Origin of the sequence: Aquimarina sp. MMG016 (genome assembly GCF_018100805.1) — a bacterium.
GTDB lineage: Bacteria > Bacteroidota > Bacteroidia > Flavobacteriales > Flavobacteriaceae > Aquimarina.
The window spans coordinates 399,677-416,266 of record NZ_JAGJEA010000005.1 but is presented as its reverse complement, the minus strand read 5'-3'; the positions used below and the strand labels follow the sequence as shown (position 1 = coordinate 416,266).

The window sequence follows — 16,590 nt, the reverse complement described above, 5'->3', positions numbered from 1 at the left end:
TTGCATATTGCATATGCCACCTTCGGCAGGCAAACGCAACATACAAGGAACGTTAGGTGTAATTTAAAAACTTGAATGTTAGGAATTGAAAAATATGAATTGAATTATCTAAATAGTTGTGATGATGTAATTAAACTTCACAAACAGACTTTTAATGCGCTAATTGGAAAATCAATTGACTCTTATTTCGTTCAATGGGAAAAGAATGAAAACAAATGGAATGAGGACGGACCCATTATTATATTGATTGATGGAAAACAATATGAATTCACGGCTTATCAACTAGAATATAGCCTAACTATCAATAAAATTGATTTATCTGATCCATTAGATTGGTACGGATCCGGAGATGAAATGCCTTTAGAGTGGAAAAAGAACACTTTTAAAAGCATTAACTCAATACTAAATAAACCGATAACCAAAATTTACGGACTTGAATACGGACAAGAACCAAATTCCCACTTTGTCGGATTTGAACTTGAATTTGATGGAATTAATGATTGTTTGCATATTTCGAATGGACTCGATTGTAATACGATGAAACTTCACCGAACTATTGCTGACGATAGAAATAAACGAATTGAAATAAAAAAATGATAATACAGTGTATGGTTTCGTAGCACCCTTCAGGATGCTACGAAACCATACACAAAACGTTGTGATACAATTGAATGAATCAACTCAACGAAATAATAAAAGAAGTATTAAAGAAAGAGAAACGAAACAAATTCACTTTCTTGACTGGTGCAGGAATTTCTGCTGATAGTGGAATTCCGACTTATCGTGGTTCAGACGGAATCTGGTTGAAGGGAACTAAGTATCACAAACCAGAAGAATTTGGAACATATAGATACTTTATTGGGCATCAAGAAGAAGTTTGGCAATATACATTGTTTAGAAAAAAAACGATTGAAAATGCTAAGCCAAATGAAAGTCATAAAATACTTGCTGACCTTGAAAAAATATTAGGTGATAAATTTCATTTGATAACGCAGAATATTGACAATCTACATAGAAGAGCTGGAAATGAAAACATTTATGAAGTTCACGGAAATTATAGAGAAGTTAAATGCTCAATAGATTGTAAGGAGATATTACCTATTCCAAACAATTTGACTGGAAAAGATATAAAAGAAGAACTTAGAACAGACGAAATTGATTCTCTAAAATGCCCTGAGTGCGGAAATTGGTTAAGACCAAATATTTTATGGTTTGACGAATATTATGATGAAAAAACAAATAAGAAATTTAGCTCTTTGAAAGTGGCAAAGAATAGTGGAATCTTATTTATAGTTGGTACATCAGGAGCAACAAATTTGCCAATAGAAATTGCTCGTACAACTTTAAAGTTTGGAGGATATGTAGTTGATATGAATATTGATGACAATCATTTTACTGAACTTTTAAAGGATAAGAAAAGAGCTATAATAGTTAGAGAAAGAAGTAGTGATATACTTCCAATAATAAAAAAACAAATAGAAAAAAGCATAGAACAAGGTGTATAGTTCATAACTATCCCGAAGGGTAGTTATGAACTATATACGTAACGTTAGGTAGTAAAAAAATAACTGTCGTAAATACAAATAAAATGAGTTCATTATGAAAACAATACGATTCGCAATTATTATTTTATTTTTTAGCAATTTTATGGTAATAAATGCGCAAAACGGTTCAATAATTAAGGACTCAATTCTAAAAAAAGGTATTTACAAAAATTATGATGAATTTAAAACCAATACTCCTTCTATTCCTTTTAGTTATGAAATCAATTCTAAAAAAAGATCTAGAATTCGTCTTGGAAGCATCGAAAAGACAACTTATTATCGGATAAAGATTGATAGAAAAAAGTCAAAGAAAATCGGCTCTGTTTTTGGTTTTTGTGATGGTAAAAACATATACATAAAATATCTTCATCCATTCAGCGCCAATCCAACAAAATTCTTGGCTAAACTATCATCTAAAACAGAATTTAGAAAAATTGAAAGAATAGGAAAATATGCATATTTTGAGAATATAAGTATTGACAACAGTACTGGAATTGTTGCTGGACCAAATTTCAATACTTTCGAACGTAAACTTTTAGACATAGAAGATGGAGAAATAATTCGATTAGCAAAACAGAATGTTAAAAGAATAATTGCAGATGACAAAGAATTATTAGAAAGTTTCAAAAATGAATCGAACAAAAAGAAAAAAATAAAAGAATATATAAAAAAATATATCCAAAGAAACGGTTCTATAGAAAACCTAAATGACTATGAATATTATAACTAAAAACACTGTCTAACACTTTGTATAGTTTATTTGCTCCCTTCGGCAAGCAAACGCACCATGCAAGAGACGTTAACTACAATTACAAAATGAATGGAATAACCTATATAGAGAACTTTATTAATAATCCTTTTGAATTATTTAATTCTTTGAGAAATAATGTTGCTTGGGATGAAAGAATGTCTGCTCGTAAAACTGCAAGTTTTGGTAAAGCATACAACTACTCTCAAATAAGTTATCCATATCAAGAGTTTACTTCTGATTTGAAACCTATTGTTGACTCGATTAGCAAGACTTTAAATTTTGAACCAAACAATTGTCTAATAAATTACTATTTGGACGGAAAATCTAAGATGGGATTTCATTCTGACCAAACTGATATTTTGTTTGAAGGAACGGGGGTAGCTATAGTGTCGATTGGAGAAACTCGTACTCTAAGATTTAGAAAAATTGAAAATAAAGAATTGATAAGAGACTATGCTTTACCTTCTGGCTCCTTAATTTATATGAAGAATGAAATTCAGGATGTATGGCAACACGCAATACCTAAATCAGACACAGAAAAGGGACGAATGAGTTTGACCTTTAGAAAAATAAAATAATGAGAGACCCGAACAGAATAACTGAAACATTGAAACATCTTGAGAGAATCTGGAAAGAAAATCCGGATTATAGATTAGGTCAATTAATTGTTATAGCTACAAAACCTAAAGAACCTTGTCCTGCCGTATTTTATAAGGAAGATGATGAAATGTTGGATGGACTCCTGAATTTTGAAAAAAGAATAAAAGAAAAGTAGTTAACACTGTATAAAAATGCATTAAAACGCATTTTACACAGAACGTAGCTCATTTAATACAGCATCAAAAATTAAAATCAATAATGAAACAATTAATTATCCTTACAATATCTGTTTTTTTTCTTTTTACTTTTTCTGTTCAGGGGCAAACTCAAAAAGATTCTCTGGACATTAAACAAGTTGCGTTGGATTATATCGAGTCTCAGCATAATGTGAAGCCTGAACAATTTGAACGTGCTGCTCACCCTAGAATGGTTAAAAGAACTTTTTGGACAAACAAAAAAACTGGAAAGGAATATTTGAGAGAAACATTTACCGATGCTATGATCCTACTTGCCGAAACTTATAACCAAGATGGAGACAAGTTTCCGGAGAATCCAAAAAAAGAAGTTATCATACTGGATATTTATGATAAAACTGCTTCGGTAAAACTCATAGCGGATGATTGGATTGATTATATGCATATAGTAAAACTGAATGGAAAATGGCAACTAGTGAATGTATTGTGGCAATTTAACGATTCTGGGAATCATTAAAGAATGCACTACAACATTATGTAAAAAACATTAAAACGCACCATACAAGAGATGTAATGATCATTATCACTGAATACAATAAATGAAGATACATATAGAAACAGAACGATTAATTATAAGAGATCTAGAAAAATATGACACAAAGGGAATTTTTGAGCTAGATTCGGACCCTGATGTTCACGAGTATTTAGGAAAAAAACCTATAAAAACAATGGAAGAAGCTAAACAAGTGATTGATTTTATAAGAAATCAATATGTTGAGAATGGAATTGGACGTTGGGCTATTATAGATAAAAAAACAGAAGATTTCATTGGCTGGGCAGGATTAAAATATGAGCAAGTGCTAAGAAAAGATTTCAGTTACTATGACTTAGGTTACAGGCTCAGAAAAAAATATTGGGGAAACGGAATTGCTACCGAAACGGCAATTGAATCCCTTAAATATGGATTTGAGAAACTTGATTTAAAAGAAATTGGTGCAGCTGCAGATGTGAATCATTTAGCTTCAAATAAAATCCTAAAGAAAATCGGTCTAAAATTTATTGAAACATTTGATTTTGAAGGTGTAACTCATAATTGGTACAATATTAGAAAATCTGAATGGTCAGAATTAAAACGAACCTCTAACACGTTGTAGCCAGTTTTGAAATACATTTTACATTAGTCGTTATTATATAAACCCTTCTAGATCAATTTTGGCTATCAATATACTACGACTATTAAATTTATCCTTATCTTAAAAAACCAAAACAACGTTCTCTAGAACCATTAAAAATGAAACGTAAATATATTTTTTTAGTGCTCGCGATAATAGGGGTGTGCTATACCTGGTATTTTAATATTCAGTTTTATATCACAGAAGAAAATACCTCTATTCTAAACTATATTGCACAGACCAAAACTACTTTTCCCGCACAATCTTACGGTGCTGATTTACTGGTTGTGGTCGCTGTATTTTTTGTGTGGTATATCCCTGATGCCATTAGGCTAAAGATAAGATATTGGTGGATATTAATCCCTTTGACTTTTCTGGTAGCGATTGCATTTACGTTTCCGATGTATTTGTATATGAGACAGCATAAAATGGATCAGTTGAATGCTCAAAAAACCTCCTAAAATGTGTTTTGCTTAGCTGAAATATTTCCATTAAATTAAGGGATGGAAACAAAAACATTAGTACAACAATGGTTTGCTGTCTGGAAAACAGGTGGCTACCTTCAACTACCGGTTAGCAATACATTTACCCATACTAGTCCATTTGGAACCATAAATGGTAAAAAGGCATATCTAGATCTGGTAGAAGCTAATAAAGACAAATTCCTGGGTTATGATTTCGAGATTCATGATGCACTTTATGAAGAGCATAAAGCCTGCGTGCGGTATACAGCTATCCAGGGTGATGATTTTAGGTTAGATGTAAGCGAATGGTATTATATCAAAGATAATCTCATTCAAGAAATTGTAGCGTATTATCATATAGGTGAGATACAAGAAGATAGAAAACTTACAGAGGCTAAATAAATTAATTTCATCTTAGCAAGTTTTGGGTTTTATAGTTTTTAAAAAGAACAGACCTTTGGATCTATAAATATACATCTTATGAATATCCTAAATTGTAGCATTGATGATACTGATGACATCTTAGCCTTATACGAAGAGGCAAGGAGACTACAAATTCTGAAAAACATGGTTGTATGGCCAGTGTTTGAAAAGTCTCTTGTAGAAAAGGAAATAGCAGCACAAAGACAATGGAAGATAATAGTTGATGATGTTATTGCTTGTAATTGGGCAGTTGCCTTTGAAGATAAGGAAATTTGGGGGGATAGGGATAAGCAAGATGCTATTTATATTCATAGAATTTGTACCAATCCTGATTTAAGAGGGAATAGATATATCAACACCATTGTGGAGTGGGCAAAGAACTACGCCATACAAAATGGGAAACACTTTATTCGCTTAGATACGTTGGGAAATAATACAAAGTTGATTGCACATTATACCTCTGCAGGATTTAGGTTTCTGGGCATACATAGACTTACAGAGACAGATAACCTACCAGAACATTATCAACGCGAACCGGATTGCTGTCTTTTTGAGCTAGAGATTACCCAGGGCTAATATGTTATCAAATCGCTATAGGTATCCCTTTAATGCCAAGTAATTCAGGTTAACACCTATGTCGATAATAAGAAGTAACCATTTGGCTAGTACCTATCAGGTATTTTGCTAATAGACAGGAGGTATGTTATGGTATATCTTAGTACTATGTCGCTAATAACCCATAAGTATCTTTCTAATACCTTTGATGTATTTCGTTAATGGGTAGGAGCTATCTCAGAGATACCTGGTAACTATGTTCACGAGGACTTGTGCCCCCTCATCAAGATGCCAGTTTGGTATGACAACAAGGGGCGTATTGTATGTCAACAACCTGACATAGGCCTCTCTAAGATAGTGCTAACCCCTCTCGGAGATGAGTAGTAACAATTAGCGAGACACCTCTTTACCCTTAGCAACATAGTTGTTTGCCCTCTCAGACATACTTATGAGGTATGTGATGACATAGTTGTTACCCCTTCCAAAACCTTCATTAAAGAGTTAAAAACAAGTAAGGTTACCGTTTTGACATAATTGTCGTTTAATTGAAATGTATTGATTATAAAATATTTATGATTAAAAACATATGCGCCATACGTTAAAATAGTAGTTTTCTTACACTTTGGCATAATACACGGTTTAATTGTTTACGTATACCGGGTAAGAAAATTTTAAAGAATACTAAAAATGAAAAAAGTGTTACGAAATCATACACATGTTGTATCAAAACCGAACACTACTCAGTAATGAGTAAATGTATAACAATCTGTTTTTCAAATATTTAATATTGTGGCACGGTCTTGACAAGTAACATAGTAAAATGATATAACAATTATGAGAACTTTAGACAACAATCAAATCACAAACAAAGTAAAAGAGACGAATGGTTATATCTGGAATTCTAAAAGAAGATTCAGATAGTACCAAAGAAAAATTTTTATCATCAACAGATCCTTACTATTCGGGATCAAAAAAATTAATCATTATGAGAACTTTAGACAACAATCAAATTACAAACAAAGTAAAAGAGACAAATAGTTATATCTGGAATTCTAAAAGAAGATACAGATAATACTAAGGACAAATCATCATCAACCTATCCCGATCATTCGGGATCAAAAAAACTAATTATTATGAGGACTTTTCAAAATATCAGAAAACGGTTAAAAGGCTCTTCTCAGCGACAAAATTTTTTTTCAAATCTGACAGTGAACGGCTTTCGCAATGAGGAGGGACAAATGATAGAAAATATGCGCTTAGCCAATTAATGATCAAAGAGGATGGATCACTGTATTCATCCTCATTTATTGTTGATAAGCAGGTCACGGTACTTTAACTTCTGTATTTCAGTTTACCGGTCTCAATCTTAATGGCAGTTTTTGCCAAAATTGTAAATATAAAAGCTCCTAAAGCCCATATACCCAAAGTCACCCCCATCTCAATGCCCGTTGGTGTATATTCCGCAATTTTGCCATAAGGTCCAGGGATGAAACCAGGAACGATAAGCCCAAATCCTTTTTCTATCCAAATCGCTACAAAAAGTATAAAACAACAGAAATACAATACCTTCAAATTGTTCCGCAGTTTACCAAACGTAAGCAACACTGTCGCTAGTACATTTAGCGGAATTGCCGTCCATATCCAAGGTAACAACGCTGTTTTTCCGTGTAATCCAAAGAATAAATAATACGCACTCTCACTATGATGGGTAGGTGCATAAAATTCCTTAAATAATTCAGAGACTAGCATAATCAAATTGATTTGTGCTGCTACGGCAACAATCATTCCGATCTTTTTAATGGTTTTATCTTCAATCCTAAATTCTGTAAAGTTTCGGATAATTGCCAATACCAAAATAATCAAAGCCGGTCCGGCAGCAAATGCGGAAGCTAAAAACCGAGGCCCTAACAAAGCGTTATTCCAAAATGGCCTTGCCTGTAATCCTTGATATAAGAAAGCAGTTACCAAATGAATTGCCACTGCCCAGAATACCGATAGAATTGCTCCGGGAACATAAATTTTGGGATTAGGGACTTTACCCTGATAACGTCTGAAAAGAATATAAAAAGGGATACTAATATTTAAAAACAAATATCCATTTAGCACAATCACATCCCAGGTTAACATCGAAGCTGGAAAATTAAACACTCCAATTCCCGGTAGCATATGCCATAAAACCGATGGTCCACCCATATCCGCAACCACAAACGCCAGACACATAATCAACGCAGCTACAGCTAACCCTTCTCCAATAAGCACAGCTTGTTTAAAATCAATATCTTTTAACACATAGGTTGGCATCACCAACATTACCGCTGCTGCTGCAACCCCAACCAAAAATGTAAAATTAGAAATATATAGTCCCCAACTCACTCTATCTGTCATTCCGGTAGCACTCAGTCCAAATTCTAACTGCACCGAATAACAATACATACCAACCAGCATGACAAAGGTCAAAAATGCCATCCAAATATGGTATTTTTTTGATCCTTGAGTAGTCGTATCCAGACTATCTCTAACTAAACTTTTAAAAACTTTGAGTCTTCTCATTGTTATTTATTTTGTGCTTTATTCACTTTTTTAGGAACCGTAACTCTGATTCCGTCTCATCGAGTGATTTTATCATTAGCGATAGCTATAGATAAAATTGTATCGAGATGTTTTCTTAATTCCTTATGTTATAGATGAACCTTAAATAGGTTTCGATACAATTTTTCTACATTAACATTTCGAAAAATCACTCAACCAGACGATGGATTATCTAGATAAACTATGTATAACATCCCTTGGGTCGATTCATTATTAATCAATCCATAAAGTACCAGAACTTAGGTTCGGTACCCAGATCTTCTTTTAGTCTAAATACTTTTTTGTTTTCTAACACCCATCGAATCGTACTATCAGGATCTAATAAATTTCCAAAAATTCGGGCACCCGTGGGACAGGCTTCTACACAGGCTGGATTTTTACCAGCTCTGGATCGTTGCACACAAAAGGTGCACTTTTCCATCACCCCTTTTTTACGCATTCGGTTGCCTAAATAATGTTGATTTTTATTGATTTCTGCTTCAGGGACCTTAGGTGTACTCCAGTTAAAACGTCTTCCGTCATAAGGGCATGCAGCCATACAATATCTGCAACCCACACACCAGTCATAATCTATTACTACCAATCCATCATCTTCTCTCCAGGTTGCTTGTACGGGACAAACATCTACACAAGGTGGATTATCACAATGAAAACATTGTGTTCCCATATAAAAGTGTCCCTCAGCCGGTACTTCATGATAATAGTTATCATCAGCTTCATTAAAATTGAAGCCTTTTCCGTCTTTCATTTCGTGTATGCGGATGTATTGCATTTCAGAATTTCTGTCCTGATTGTTTTCTTCTACACACGCACTTACGCAATCCATATATCCCTGGCATTTAGAAATGTTGAATGCATAACCAAATAATACATCTTTCTCGGCATCTTTAGAAGACATATTGAGCGTCTTTCCTTTCCTAATTTGATAAGAACGCACCAATCGATCAACAGTAGCTTTCTTCTCATCATCATTCATTAACTTATAGTTTCCTTTGAACTGTTCTTCCCAATCGATTTGAGCTTTTTCCTTAGCTTCATCATCAGCTACAACACTACAAGAAGAACTTACAGCTCCTGCTCCGATAAGTAAACTAGCTGTTAGTTTCCTAAATGCAGTGCGACGATCCATTTGTACATCAAACACCTGGTCAAAACCGTCTTTTTTTCGCTCATCTCCAATAGCAGCATCCACGGCAGTATCAAAATCATGATCACTCATTTGATGATCCGAATGAGAACCACATCCTCCAGAGGATTTGCCGCAACCGCAAGTGCTTGTGGATGCTGTTTTCGAATTACTGAGGTTCAATGAAAACCATTTTTTGTTACTACTCATAAATTAAGATTTATTAAGTTGAATGTTCTATTATATAGAGCATAGCCGAGATATATTTCGACTTGATTTAGTGTGACAAGGGTGATATGTTGTATAATTACGGTCATGTATTATTCTCTCTCTTTTACTTTTTGAGTATTAAAAACCGAAGGCCATCTACTTTCAAAAGCAGGTTGATGCGGGTTATGGCAATTTACGCAGGTCATAGAGGCTCTTGGCGGAGCCCATCCTGCAACTTTTTTACCATGTGCGCCTCCTTTCCAATCTTCAAATTGATTGGTATGACATTGACTGCATAGTTTATAACTTCTATTAAAATTTATAGTATTGCCGGTTAAACTTTTTAGGTTGTCCATATTATCACCATCATGACATGAGATACAATTCATAGTATTGAGATCTGCATGAGCCAACTTGATATCCCAATGTGCTTTTTTTGCCCCGTCATTACTTTGCATTTCTTGTAAAGGCTTACTGTGACATTCTGTGCAAGCATATTGTTTTATTTGACTTTTACGTTCTGGTATCAAAAAAGTATGTTCACCTTCTGTTATCTTTATAGTTTTGATCCCTTCAATAAGGGGTTCAGAAGAAATAGTAACACCATGGTAATTTTTACTTTTGGCCTCTATTTTATCAGTGATACTATGATATTCTTCTTCACCATGCTTACAAGATGAAAGCGCAAACAAGAAGAGAAAAATACAGCCTAGTGTATGTAGTATATGTCTATTCATCATAATTATTATTATCTCTGATAAAAGTTGCAGTATCTATTCCATTGGTATTATTTGGTACGTGACATTGCATACAGTTAATACGTTCCGGATGGGTGACTCTAATTTCTTTTGGAGCTGCCGGTCCTGCATGACAGGCCAGGCAATTCTCTCGCATCCGAATGGGATGAGGGATCATAGGAGGACTACCAGGAAGTGCATTGTTAACCCCCACTTTAGGAGCTTGCTCTTTAGTAAATGCAGTTTGAGCAAATAATGTTTCTGCAGTCTCTGCGACATGGCATTGTCTGCAATTGATCATTTCCGGGTGTGGGGTCACGGGAGCATAAGCATCAAATTTTGCCACAAAACCGCCGCTTTGATGACATTGTAAACAGGTGTTTCCACCCATGCTTCTTTCTTCTTTTACCGGATGAGGTATAAATGGTGGTGCACCATAGTACGCTCTGTTATTATAGTACGTTTCTAATGTTCTTTGATGGGTTTCATCAATAGGCATATTTGCATACTCTAATGCCAGTTCAGAGTTTTTAAACACCCCATTTTCTGATAGAAAAACCCCATTCGAATCTCCATTTTCTATTATTGGAATATATGCATCTTTTAACCCCGTTTGATAGCTATAGTTCCAAATTATAATAAAACCTACAAACAATATGATAAATAATGATATGATACCTAGTCTCTTTCTCATAGCTTAGGCTTTTTCAACTTTTACAGCACATTTCTTATAATCAGGTTCTTTGGATATAGGACAAAAAGAATCCAATGTAATATCATTGATCAGTAAATTTTCATCAAAGAAAGGTACAAACACCTGCATCGGTGCAGGGACACCTCTTTGATCTATAGAAGCCGGTAATATGATTTCTCCACGACGGGTAGTCAATTTTACCTTGTCACCCGTTTTGATCTGTAATCGTTTTGCATCATTAGGATGTAATTCTACGTATGCATGAGGCATGGCTTTATGTAGTACAGGAATTCTTCTGGTCATAGATCCGGTATGCCAGTGCTCCACAACACGACCAGTATTTAACCAGTACGGATATTCTTCATCTGGTTCTTCTGCTGCAGGTTCGTAGGGTCGTTGCCATATGATCGCTTTACCATCAGGTTTTCCATAGAAATGAAAATCTTCACCGTTAGAACAAGCAGGGTCATATTTGGCATTAAATCTCCATTGTGTAGATTTTCCGTCTACGTAGGGCCACATAGCTCCTGGTTGAGATTTTAGCACCTCTAACGGGGCCATATTATGTTTTTTATTATCGTGATGCTTGCGATACTCGGTATAAATTTCTTCGATATGTGTTTCTTCTTTATAGTAGAATTGTTTTTCATATCCCATACGCTTTGCTACTTCCACCAATTGCCAGGTATCACTCATCGCCTCTCCGGGAGGATCAACCATTTGATCAAAGTGTTGTGTTCTACGCTCAGAATTACCAAAAAGCCCTTCTCGTTCGATCCACATAGCGGATGGTAAGATGACATCGGCAATATCGGTGGTAGGTGTTGGATAAATATCAGAAACTACGATGAATCGTCCTTCTTTTTTGGCGCCATCTCTATAACGCTTTAGCTTTGGCATTGTTACCATTGGATTAGTTACCTGTATCCACATAAATCGGATATCACCTCTATCTAATGCTCGAAACATTTCAACAGTATGATAGGTTGGTTTAGGATCTATGTTTTCCACTGGAACATCCCATATTTTAGCCGCAAATTCTCGATGTTTTTTATTCATTACTACACCGTGTGGTAGTTTATGAGTTAATGTTCCTACTTCTCTTACGGTCCCACAGGCACTCGGTTGTCCGGTTAGTGAAAATGGGCTATTTCCTGGCGTAGAAATTTTTCCGGTAAGTAGGTGAATATTATACACTAAATTATTGATCCAGGTACCTCGAGAATGTTGGTTCATTCCCATACACCATAGTGACATTACCTTTTTGTTAGGATCTCCATATAGAGCAGCCATATATTTGATATCCTTAACTGAGACTCCGGATATTTTGGATACTTTTTCCGGGGTGTAATCTTCAAGAAATTTTTTATAGGCCTCAAAATTAATTTTCTCAGGTTTATCCTTAAACTTGTAGTTATCTTCAAGCCCATATCCCATATTCGTAAGGCCTTTATTAAAGTTGCAGTGCTTATCTACAAAAGATTTGTTAACCCAACCGTTATTAATAATTTCATAGCAGATCGCATTGGCTACAGCCAGGTCTGTTTGTGGTTGAAACAAAATAGATGAATCTGCTGCTTTACTGGTTCTGGTAGTTCTAGTCGCAAAATCTATAATTTTCACACCTCTTTTTAAACGTTGATCTAATAACCTGGAGAAAAGTACTGGGTGCATTTCTGCCATATTGTTTCCCCAAAGGAAAAACACATCGGCATAATCAATATCTTCATAGCACCCCATTGGTTCATCGATTCCAAAAGAGGTCAGGAAACCTGTAACCGCACTAGCCATGCATAATCGAGCGTTAGCTTCTACATTGTTAGTTCCTATACAACCTTTAAAGAGCTTAGAAGCCGCATACCCGTCTGGAATAGTCCATTGACCGGATCCGTAGATCGATACTGCATCTTTACCGTGGTTTTTTATAGTGTCCTGCATTTTAGAAGCCACCAGGTCAAGGGCTTCCTTCATAGAAGTTTCGACATATTGACCGTTCTTTTTTACCAGAGGTTTGGTCAATCGGTCTTTACCATATAAAGCCATAATCGAGTGATACCCTTTTACACAACATAACCCTTTATTGACAGGAGATTTTGGATCTCCTTTTACCGCTATGGCTTTACCATTTTCTGTGCCTACCAGCACACCGCAACCTACACCACAGAAACGGCAAGGGGCTTTTTTCCAATCCAGGTTAGCACTGTTAGGAATACCTTTTTCTTGTTCCTCGGCAAATAATATTCCCGGAAACATTGTGGCTGCTGCCGTCATAGCAGACAATACAGCCATCTTTTTTATGAATTCTCTTCTATTGGTTATGGAAGTATACATAGGATTAGTTGTTTTGTGGAGTGTTAAACCCGGAAACCATAGCCAGTAATTTTAGGCTATCAATAGTGTCCAGCTTTTCTTTTAGGGTAGCTTCTTCAGTTTTATTTTCTGTTTCAGTGACCAAAATGAGCACATCTTGATTCTGAGCAGGCATAACTTCGCATTGCTGTATTAATGATAAAGCCTTAATGAGCTCATCTTTTTTTCCTGTATGTGGATGGGCGAGATAACTTTTTATAGGCATGTTTTTATTGCTTTAGATACTATAGTAATTACTTCAATACATCTATCCATTACAAAAACTCCCTATCTGTCTATAAGATAGGTGTTTTTATTGAATATCCTTTTTAAAATCTGTAGTAAAAAGATTGGGATTAATAATCAATTGAGCCCAACCCCAATTATTAGTATTATCATTTGGTCTTCCACCTTTAATCAAACTCATACTTTCTGAGGCGAACATATGAGAGTACCCTAGATTAAGTTTTACGTTCTTTATGATTTTCTGTGTAAATACAACATCTACTTCTGTACCCAGATACTTATCTTCATCTGCAGTTAGATCTGCATTAGCCATGAAGTAATGTCCTTTAAGAAGCAACTTTGACTTCTCTCCGGTTGTAAAAACTAGTTTTGCATATAAATCGTTAAGCCCAACATTATTGGCGTGGTTACCTACATAGAAATAATCCATATACCCATTAAACTTATGGTTAGTGCCATATAAAGGAAAAAACGATTTATTCTTACGGTCTCCATCTTGATCCGTACCGCTTAATACTTCTACACCTAATCCATATAATATTTTTCCGGGCTTGTAAGTAGCTTCCAGAGAAACTTGATAAGCACTTAGATCTGTAGTTGCATCCGCTTTTCCGAATTGATAATAAGCACTACCTACAAGATTGACTTTGCTTATAGGAAATGTAAAATAGGAGCCTGTGGTTTGTCTATAGAAGGTTCCATCGGGCACATCGTTATTTACTCCTGTAAATTTTTGGAATCCTGTATTGAGGAATAGAAAACTGGCTGAGCTTTTTTTCCAATGATGTTTTAGGTATGCATACTGCATGGCTTTATAGGTAAAGAATCCCTGAATATCGAACCCGGTACCTTCATTAGGTTGTCCCTCCTGACTAAAAGCGGCTCCGATATCAGCTTTGAATTTTTCGCTTTCGTATTTGATTAACGCAGCGTCATGAAAACGACCTTGCATCGCCCAATCCAATTCTCCAAAAATACGTTGATCATCATAAGAGATGACTTGTCGCCCAGCTTTGAGAGACCATTTAGGGTTAAGGTAAATTTGTCCCCAAGCCTGGAATAATGAAAAGGAATCATTGCCGTCACTAATCAATATCTGACGTGTGTCTCCCCAGGTACTGACGTCCTGAACTGCAAGAAATATTTTAAGCTTTTCTTGCTTATAACCGATATTAAGCCGAGAACGCTGAGTTACAAAGGCTGCGGGATCTGCATCGTCAGGAAACAAGTTGTTAAACCCATGTCGATACTCAAAACGTGCTCTGAGATCAGCGTCGATTGTCAGTTGAGAAAATATATGAGTGGTAAAGAAAATTAAAAACAGAACGAGTAAAGGTTTTGCTATTTTCATAAAATATTGTGGTATTTATTGGTATATCACAAATGTTGTTTTATAATTTTTGTTAAAATATGATTTTTATCATATGTTAAAGATTTACTAACTTATAAGGTGTTCTTTGGTAATTTTATTTCAGCTTAAACTGATATTGTAGTATAAACATCCATTTACGATCTTCAGTTTTTGGTCTCTTTCCTCGATCAAAATAGATAGGCCGATTTTGGGCATTGAAACTTATTTTTGATGAGTGTCCTTTTAGAAACCAATTTATTCCTAGATCAAATGCTGTCAAGGGGTTTTCTAATCGTTCAAAATCAGAATATTGCATTCTTAGATAGGGTTGTAACTGTCCTGTGTTTAGATTTTTTCCCATTTTAGGAAATAAATATCCTATTTGATAAAGTATCGAAGTTCCTGTTCCTATGACCGGATAAGAATTTCCTTTTCCGTTAAATGAAGCGCTTACGGGATCCAATCCATCTGTTGGATTATTTGCCCCTATAGATCGTATATAATTGGGTCCAAAATCATACTCAAAGAATCCTAAATATGCACTCAGTGCCGTTCCTTTATTTTTGTTAATTGGGACATCAAGAAATGCATCAGCTGCAAATAAACTCAAGTCATGAAATTTCTCTATTCCCTGATCTAATGAACATAAAGCATCTGATTGATATTTAAATCCGGTTCCAATGCTCAGGATATTTTTTTCTCCTACATATGTTCCGCTATGAGTTGCGTATTTATTGTTTTCTGGTTGCAAAAACTCATATTTTATGTATCCAGCATATTGCATATCAGTATGAGTATTTGCAAATTCTGCAATTCCTTCTCCCGGATCAATTTCAGATTGTATAGGAAATGGTTTAGACATTATGAATCGATAATCAATTTTGTGTAGCTTACCTTTTACAAACACACCTAAATTTCGCAATAGATCATCAGTGGTATTTAAGGTCGGAAGTGCTAGAAACGGAACATCAATTATCATTAACTTTGACGTACTTGGCGAAGAAAAACGCGATAATCCATTCCATATTGATTTCCCTGCACCAATATTAAATTTTTCTGAAAAACTATATTCGACATAGGCATCTAATAGTTTTATAGAAGTTTTCCTGTTCGTCAGATAATTAAGATTATTAGTTCCAAACTGAGTATATATAAATAGCTTTTCAGAAACCTGACTTTTGATACCAATTCGAAACCTTCGTATGGAAAGATCTGTTGTTGTTTGTTGTGCCTTTTCAGAAACAATACTGCCGGGATTATTATCATTTGCCCTCGCCCAAAACTGAGCGTAGGTATGAAAACCTATCCATCTGGTTTTCTGTTCATTGAGATACCATTGTAAAGGTTTATTATTATCTTGGACGTTGGTGTCCGGTTGTTGTGCAATACTATTTACAGTCCAAAAATGGGTCATTAGCCCTATTAAAATAGGAAGTATGTTTTTGTAAATCATGAAATAAACTAATACCTGGTTAGGGTAGTGGTGGTTTGTTGGTGAATAAATGTATGCCTATACCATCATTAGGAGTGCCCTGAACTTTATGCAGGGCACCCTTCTGACAGTAAAAATTAGTATTTGAATGTT

General features: G+C 35.1%; 19 protein-coding genes. 11 read left to right on the top strand and 8 right to left on the bottom strand.

All coding sequences use genetic code 11. The features are described 5' to 3' along the window. The first annotated feature begins 75 nt into the window (after nucleotides 1–75). From J8M14_RS12985 to J8M14_RS12935, 11 genes are all read left to right on the top strand, one after another. Nucleotides 76–597 carry a hypothetical protein gene (locus J8M14_RS12985; protein WP_211075065.1) on the top strand — a complete coding sequence of 174 codons (522 nt, stop codon included), beginning with the start codon at nucleotides 76–78 and terminating at the stop codon, nucleotides 595–597. A gap of 74 nt (nucleotides 598–671) precedes the next feature. Then, nucleotides 672–1,505, top strand: coding sequence for a Sir2 family NAD-dependent protein deacetylase (locus tag J8M14_RS12980; RefSeq protein ID WP_211075062.1), 834 nt, complete (start codon nucleotides 672–674; stop codon nucleotides 1,503–1,505). 94 nt (nucleotides 1,506–1,599) lie between these two features. Then, nucleotides 1,600–2,274, top strand: a complete 675-nt coding sequence (locus J8M14_RS12975) for a hypothetical protein (RefSeq protein ID WP_211075060.1) — start codon at nucleotides 1,600–1,602, stop codon at nucleotides 2,272–2,274. A gap of 86 nt (nucleotides 2,275–2,360) precedes the next feature. Next, the gene (locus J8M14_RS12970; RefSeq protein ID WP_211075058.1) at nucleotides 2,361–2,873 is read left to right on the top strand and encodes an alpha-ketoglutarate-dependent dioxygenase AlkB; all 513 of its coding nucleotides are present in this window, start codon (nucleotides 2,361–2,363) and stop codon (nucleotides 2,871–2,873) included. Beyond that, nucleotides 2,873–3,070, top strand: coding sequence for a hypothetical protein (locus J8M14_RS12965; protein ID WP_211075056.1), 198 nt, complete (start codon nucleotides 2,873–2,875; stop codon nucleotides 3,068–3,070). Before J8M14_RS12970 ends, J8M14_RS12965 begins: the two co-directional genes overlap by 1 nt. A gap of 83 nt (nucleotides 3,071–3,153) precedes the next feature. Next, the gene (locus J8M14_RS12960; RefSeq protein ID WP_211075054.1) at nucleotides 3,154–3,606 is read left to right on the top strand and encodes a nuclear transport factor 2 family protein; all 453 of its coding nucleotides are present in this window, start codon (nucleotides 3,154–3,156) and stop codon (nucleotides 3,604–3,606) included. Nucleotides 3,607–3,688: 82 nt separating this feature from the next. Beyond that, a complete protein-coding gene (locus tag J8M14_RS12955; RefSeq protein WP_211075052.1) occupies nucleotides 3,689–4,243 on the top strand; it encodes a GNAT family N-acetyltransferase in 555 nt (184 codons plus the stop codon). A 137-nt stretch (nucleotides 4,244–4,380) separates the two neighbouring features. Further along, a complete protein-coding gene (locus J8M14_RS12950) occupies nucleotides 4,381–4,722 on the top strand; it encodes a DUF2834 domain-containing protein (RefSeq protein ID WP_211075050.1) in 342 nt (113 codons plus the stop codon). Nucleotides 4,723–4,764: 42 nt separating this feature from the next. Beyond that, nucleotides 4,765–5,127, top strand: a complete 363-nt coding sequence (locus J8M14_RS12945) for a nuclear transport factor 2 family protein (protein ID WP_211075048.1) — start codon at nucleotides 4,765–4,767, stop codon at nucleotides 5,125–5,127. A gap of 78 nt (nucleotides 5,128–5,205) precedes the next feature. Continuing rightward, a complete protein-coding gene (locus tag J8M14_RS12940) occupies nucleotides 5,206–5,724 on the top strand; it encodes a GNAT family N-acetyltransferase (RefSeq protein WP_211075047.1) in 519 nt (172 codons plus the stop codon). Nucleotides 5,725–6,586: 862 nt separating this feature from the next. Next, nucleotides 6,587–6,775 (top strand): hypothetical protein, encoded by a 189-nt coding sequence (locus J8M14_RS12935; RefSeq protein WP_211075045.1) that lies wholly within the window; start codon nucleotides 6,587–6,589, stop codon nucleotides 6,773–6,775. Between the two features lie 260 nt (nucleotides 6,776–7,035). On the opposite strand, the gene dsrP is transcribed toward J8M14_RS12935, so the two are convergent. From dsrP to J8M14_RS12895, 8 genes are all read right to left on the bottom strand, one after another. After that, nucleotides 7,036–8,253 (bottom strand): sulfate reduction electron transfer complex DsrMKJOP subunit DsrP, encoded by a 1,218-nt coding sequence (gene dsrP / locus J8M14_RS12930; protein ID WP_211075044.1) that lies wholly within the window; start codon nucleotides 8,251–8,253, stop codon nucleotides 7,036–7,038. Nucleotides 8,254–8,509: 256 nt separating this feature from the next. Then, nucleotides 8,510–9,628 carry a 4Fe-4S dicluster domain-containing protein gene (locus J8M14_RS12925; protein WP_211075036.1) on the bottom strand — a complete coding sequence of 373 codons (1,119 nt, stop codon included), beginning with the start codon at nucleotides 9,626–9,628 and terminating at the stop codon, nucleotides 8,510–8,512. A 110-nt stretch (nucleotides 9,629–9,738) separates the two neighbouring features. Next, nucleotides 9,739–10,365 (bottom strand): cytochrome c3 family protein, encoded by a 627-nt coding sequence (locus J8M14_RS12920; RefSeq protein ID WP_247672631.1) that lies wholly within the window; start codon nucleotides 10,363–10,365, stop codon nucleotides 9,739–9,741. Then, a complete protein-coding gene (locus J8M14_RS12915) occupies nucleotides 10,358–11,059 on the bottom strand; it encodes a cytochrome c3 family protein (protein WP_211075033.1) in 702 nt (233 codons plus the stop codon). Before J8M14_RS12915 ends, J8M14_RS12920 begins: the two co-directional genes overlap by 8 nt. Before the next feature lie 3 nt (nucleotides 11,060–11,062). Then, nucleotides 11,063–13,390: a molybdopterin-dependent oxidoreductase gene (locus J8M14_RS12910; RefSeq protein ID WP_211075032.1), complete on the bottom strand. Its 2,328-nt coding sequence runs from the start codon at nucleotides 13,388–13,390 to the stop codon at nucleotides 11,063–11,065. A gap of 4 nt (nucleotides 13,391–13,394) precedes the next feature. Next, nucleotides 13,395–13,634 carry a hypothetical protein gene (locus J8M14_RS12905; RefSeq protein ID WP_211075031.1) on the bottom strand — a complete coding sequence of 80 codons (240 nt, stop codon included), beginning with the start codon at nucleotides 13,632–13,634 and terminating at the stop codon, nucleotides 13,395–13,397. An 87-nt stretch (nucleotides 13,635–13,721) separates the two neighbouring features. Next, on the bottom strand, nucleotides 13,722–15,005 hold the full coding sequence (locus J8M14_RS12900) for an alginate export family protein (RefSeq protein WP_211075030.1): 1,284 nt from the start codon (nucleotides 15,003–15,005) through the stop codon (nucleotides 13,722–13,724). A 115-nt stretch (nucleotides 15,006–15,120) separates the two neighbouring features. Then, a complete protein-coding gene (locus J8M14_RS12895; RefSeq protein ID WP_211075029.1) occupies nucleotides 15,121–16,419 on the bottom strand; it encodes a porin in 1,299 nt (432 codons plus the stop codon). Nucleotides 16,420–16,590 lie beyond the last annotated feature (171 nt).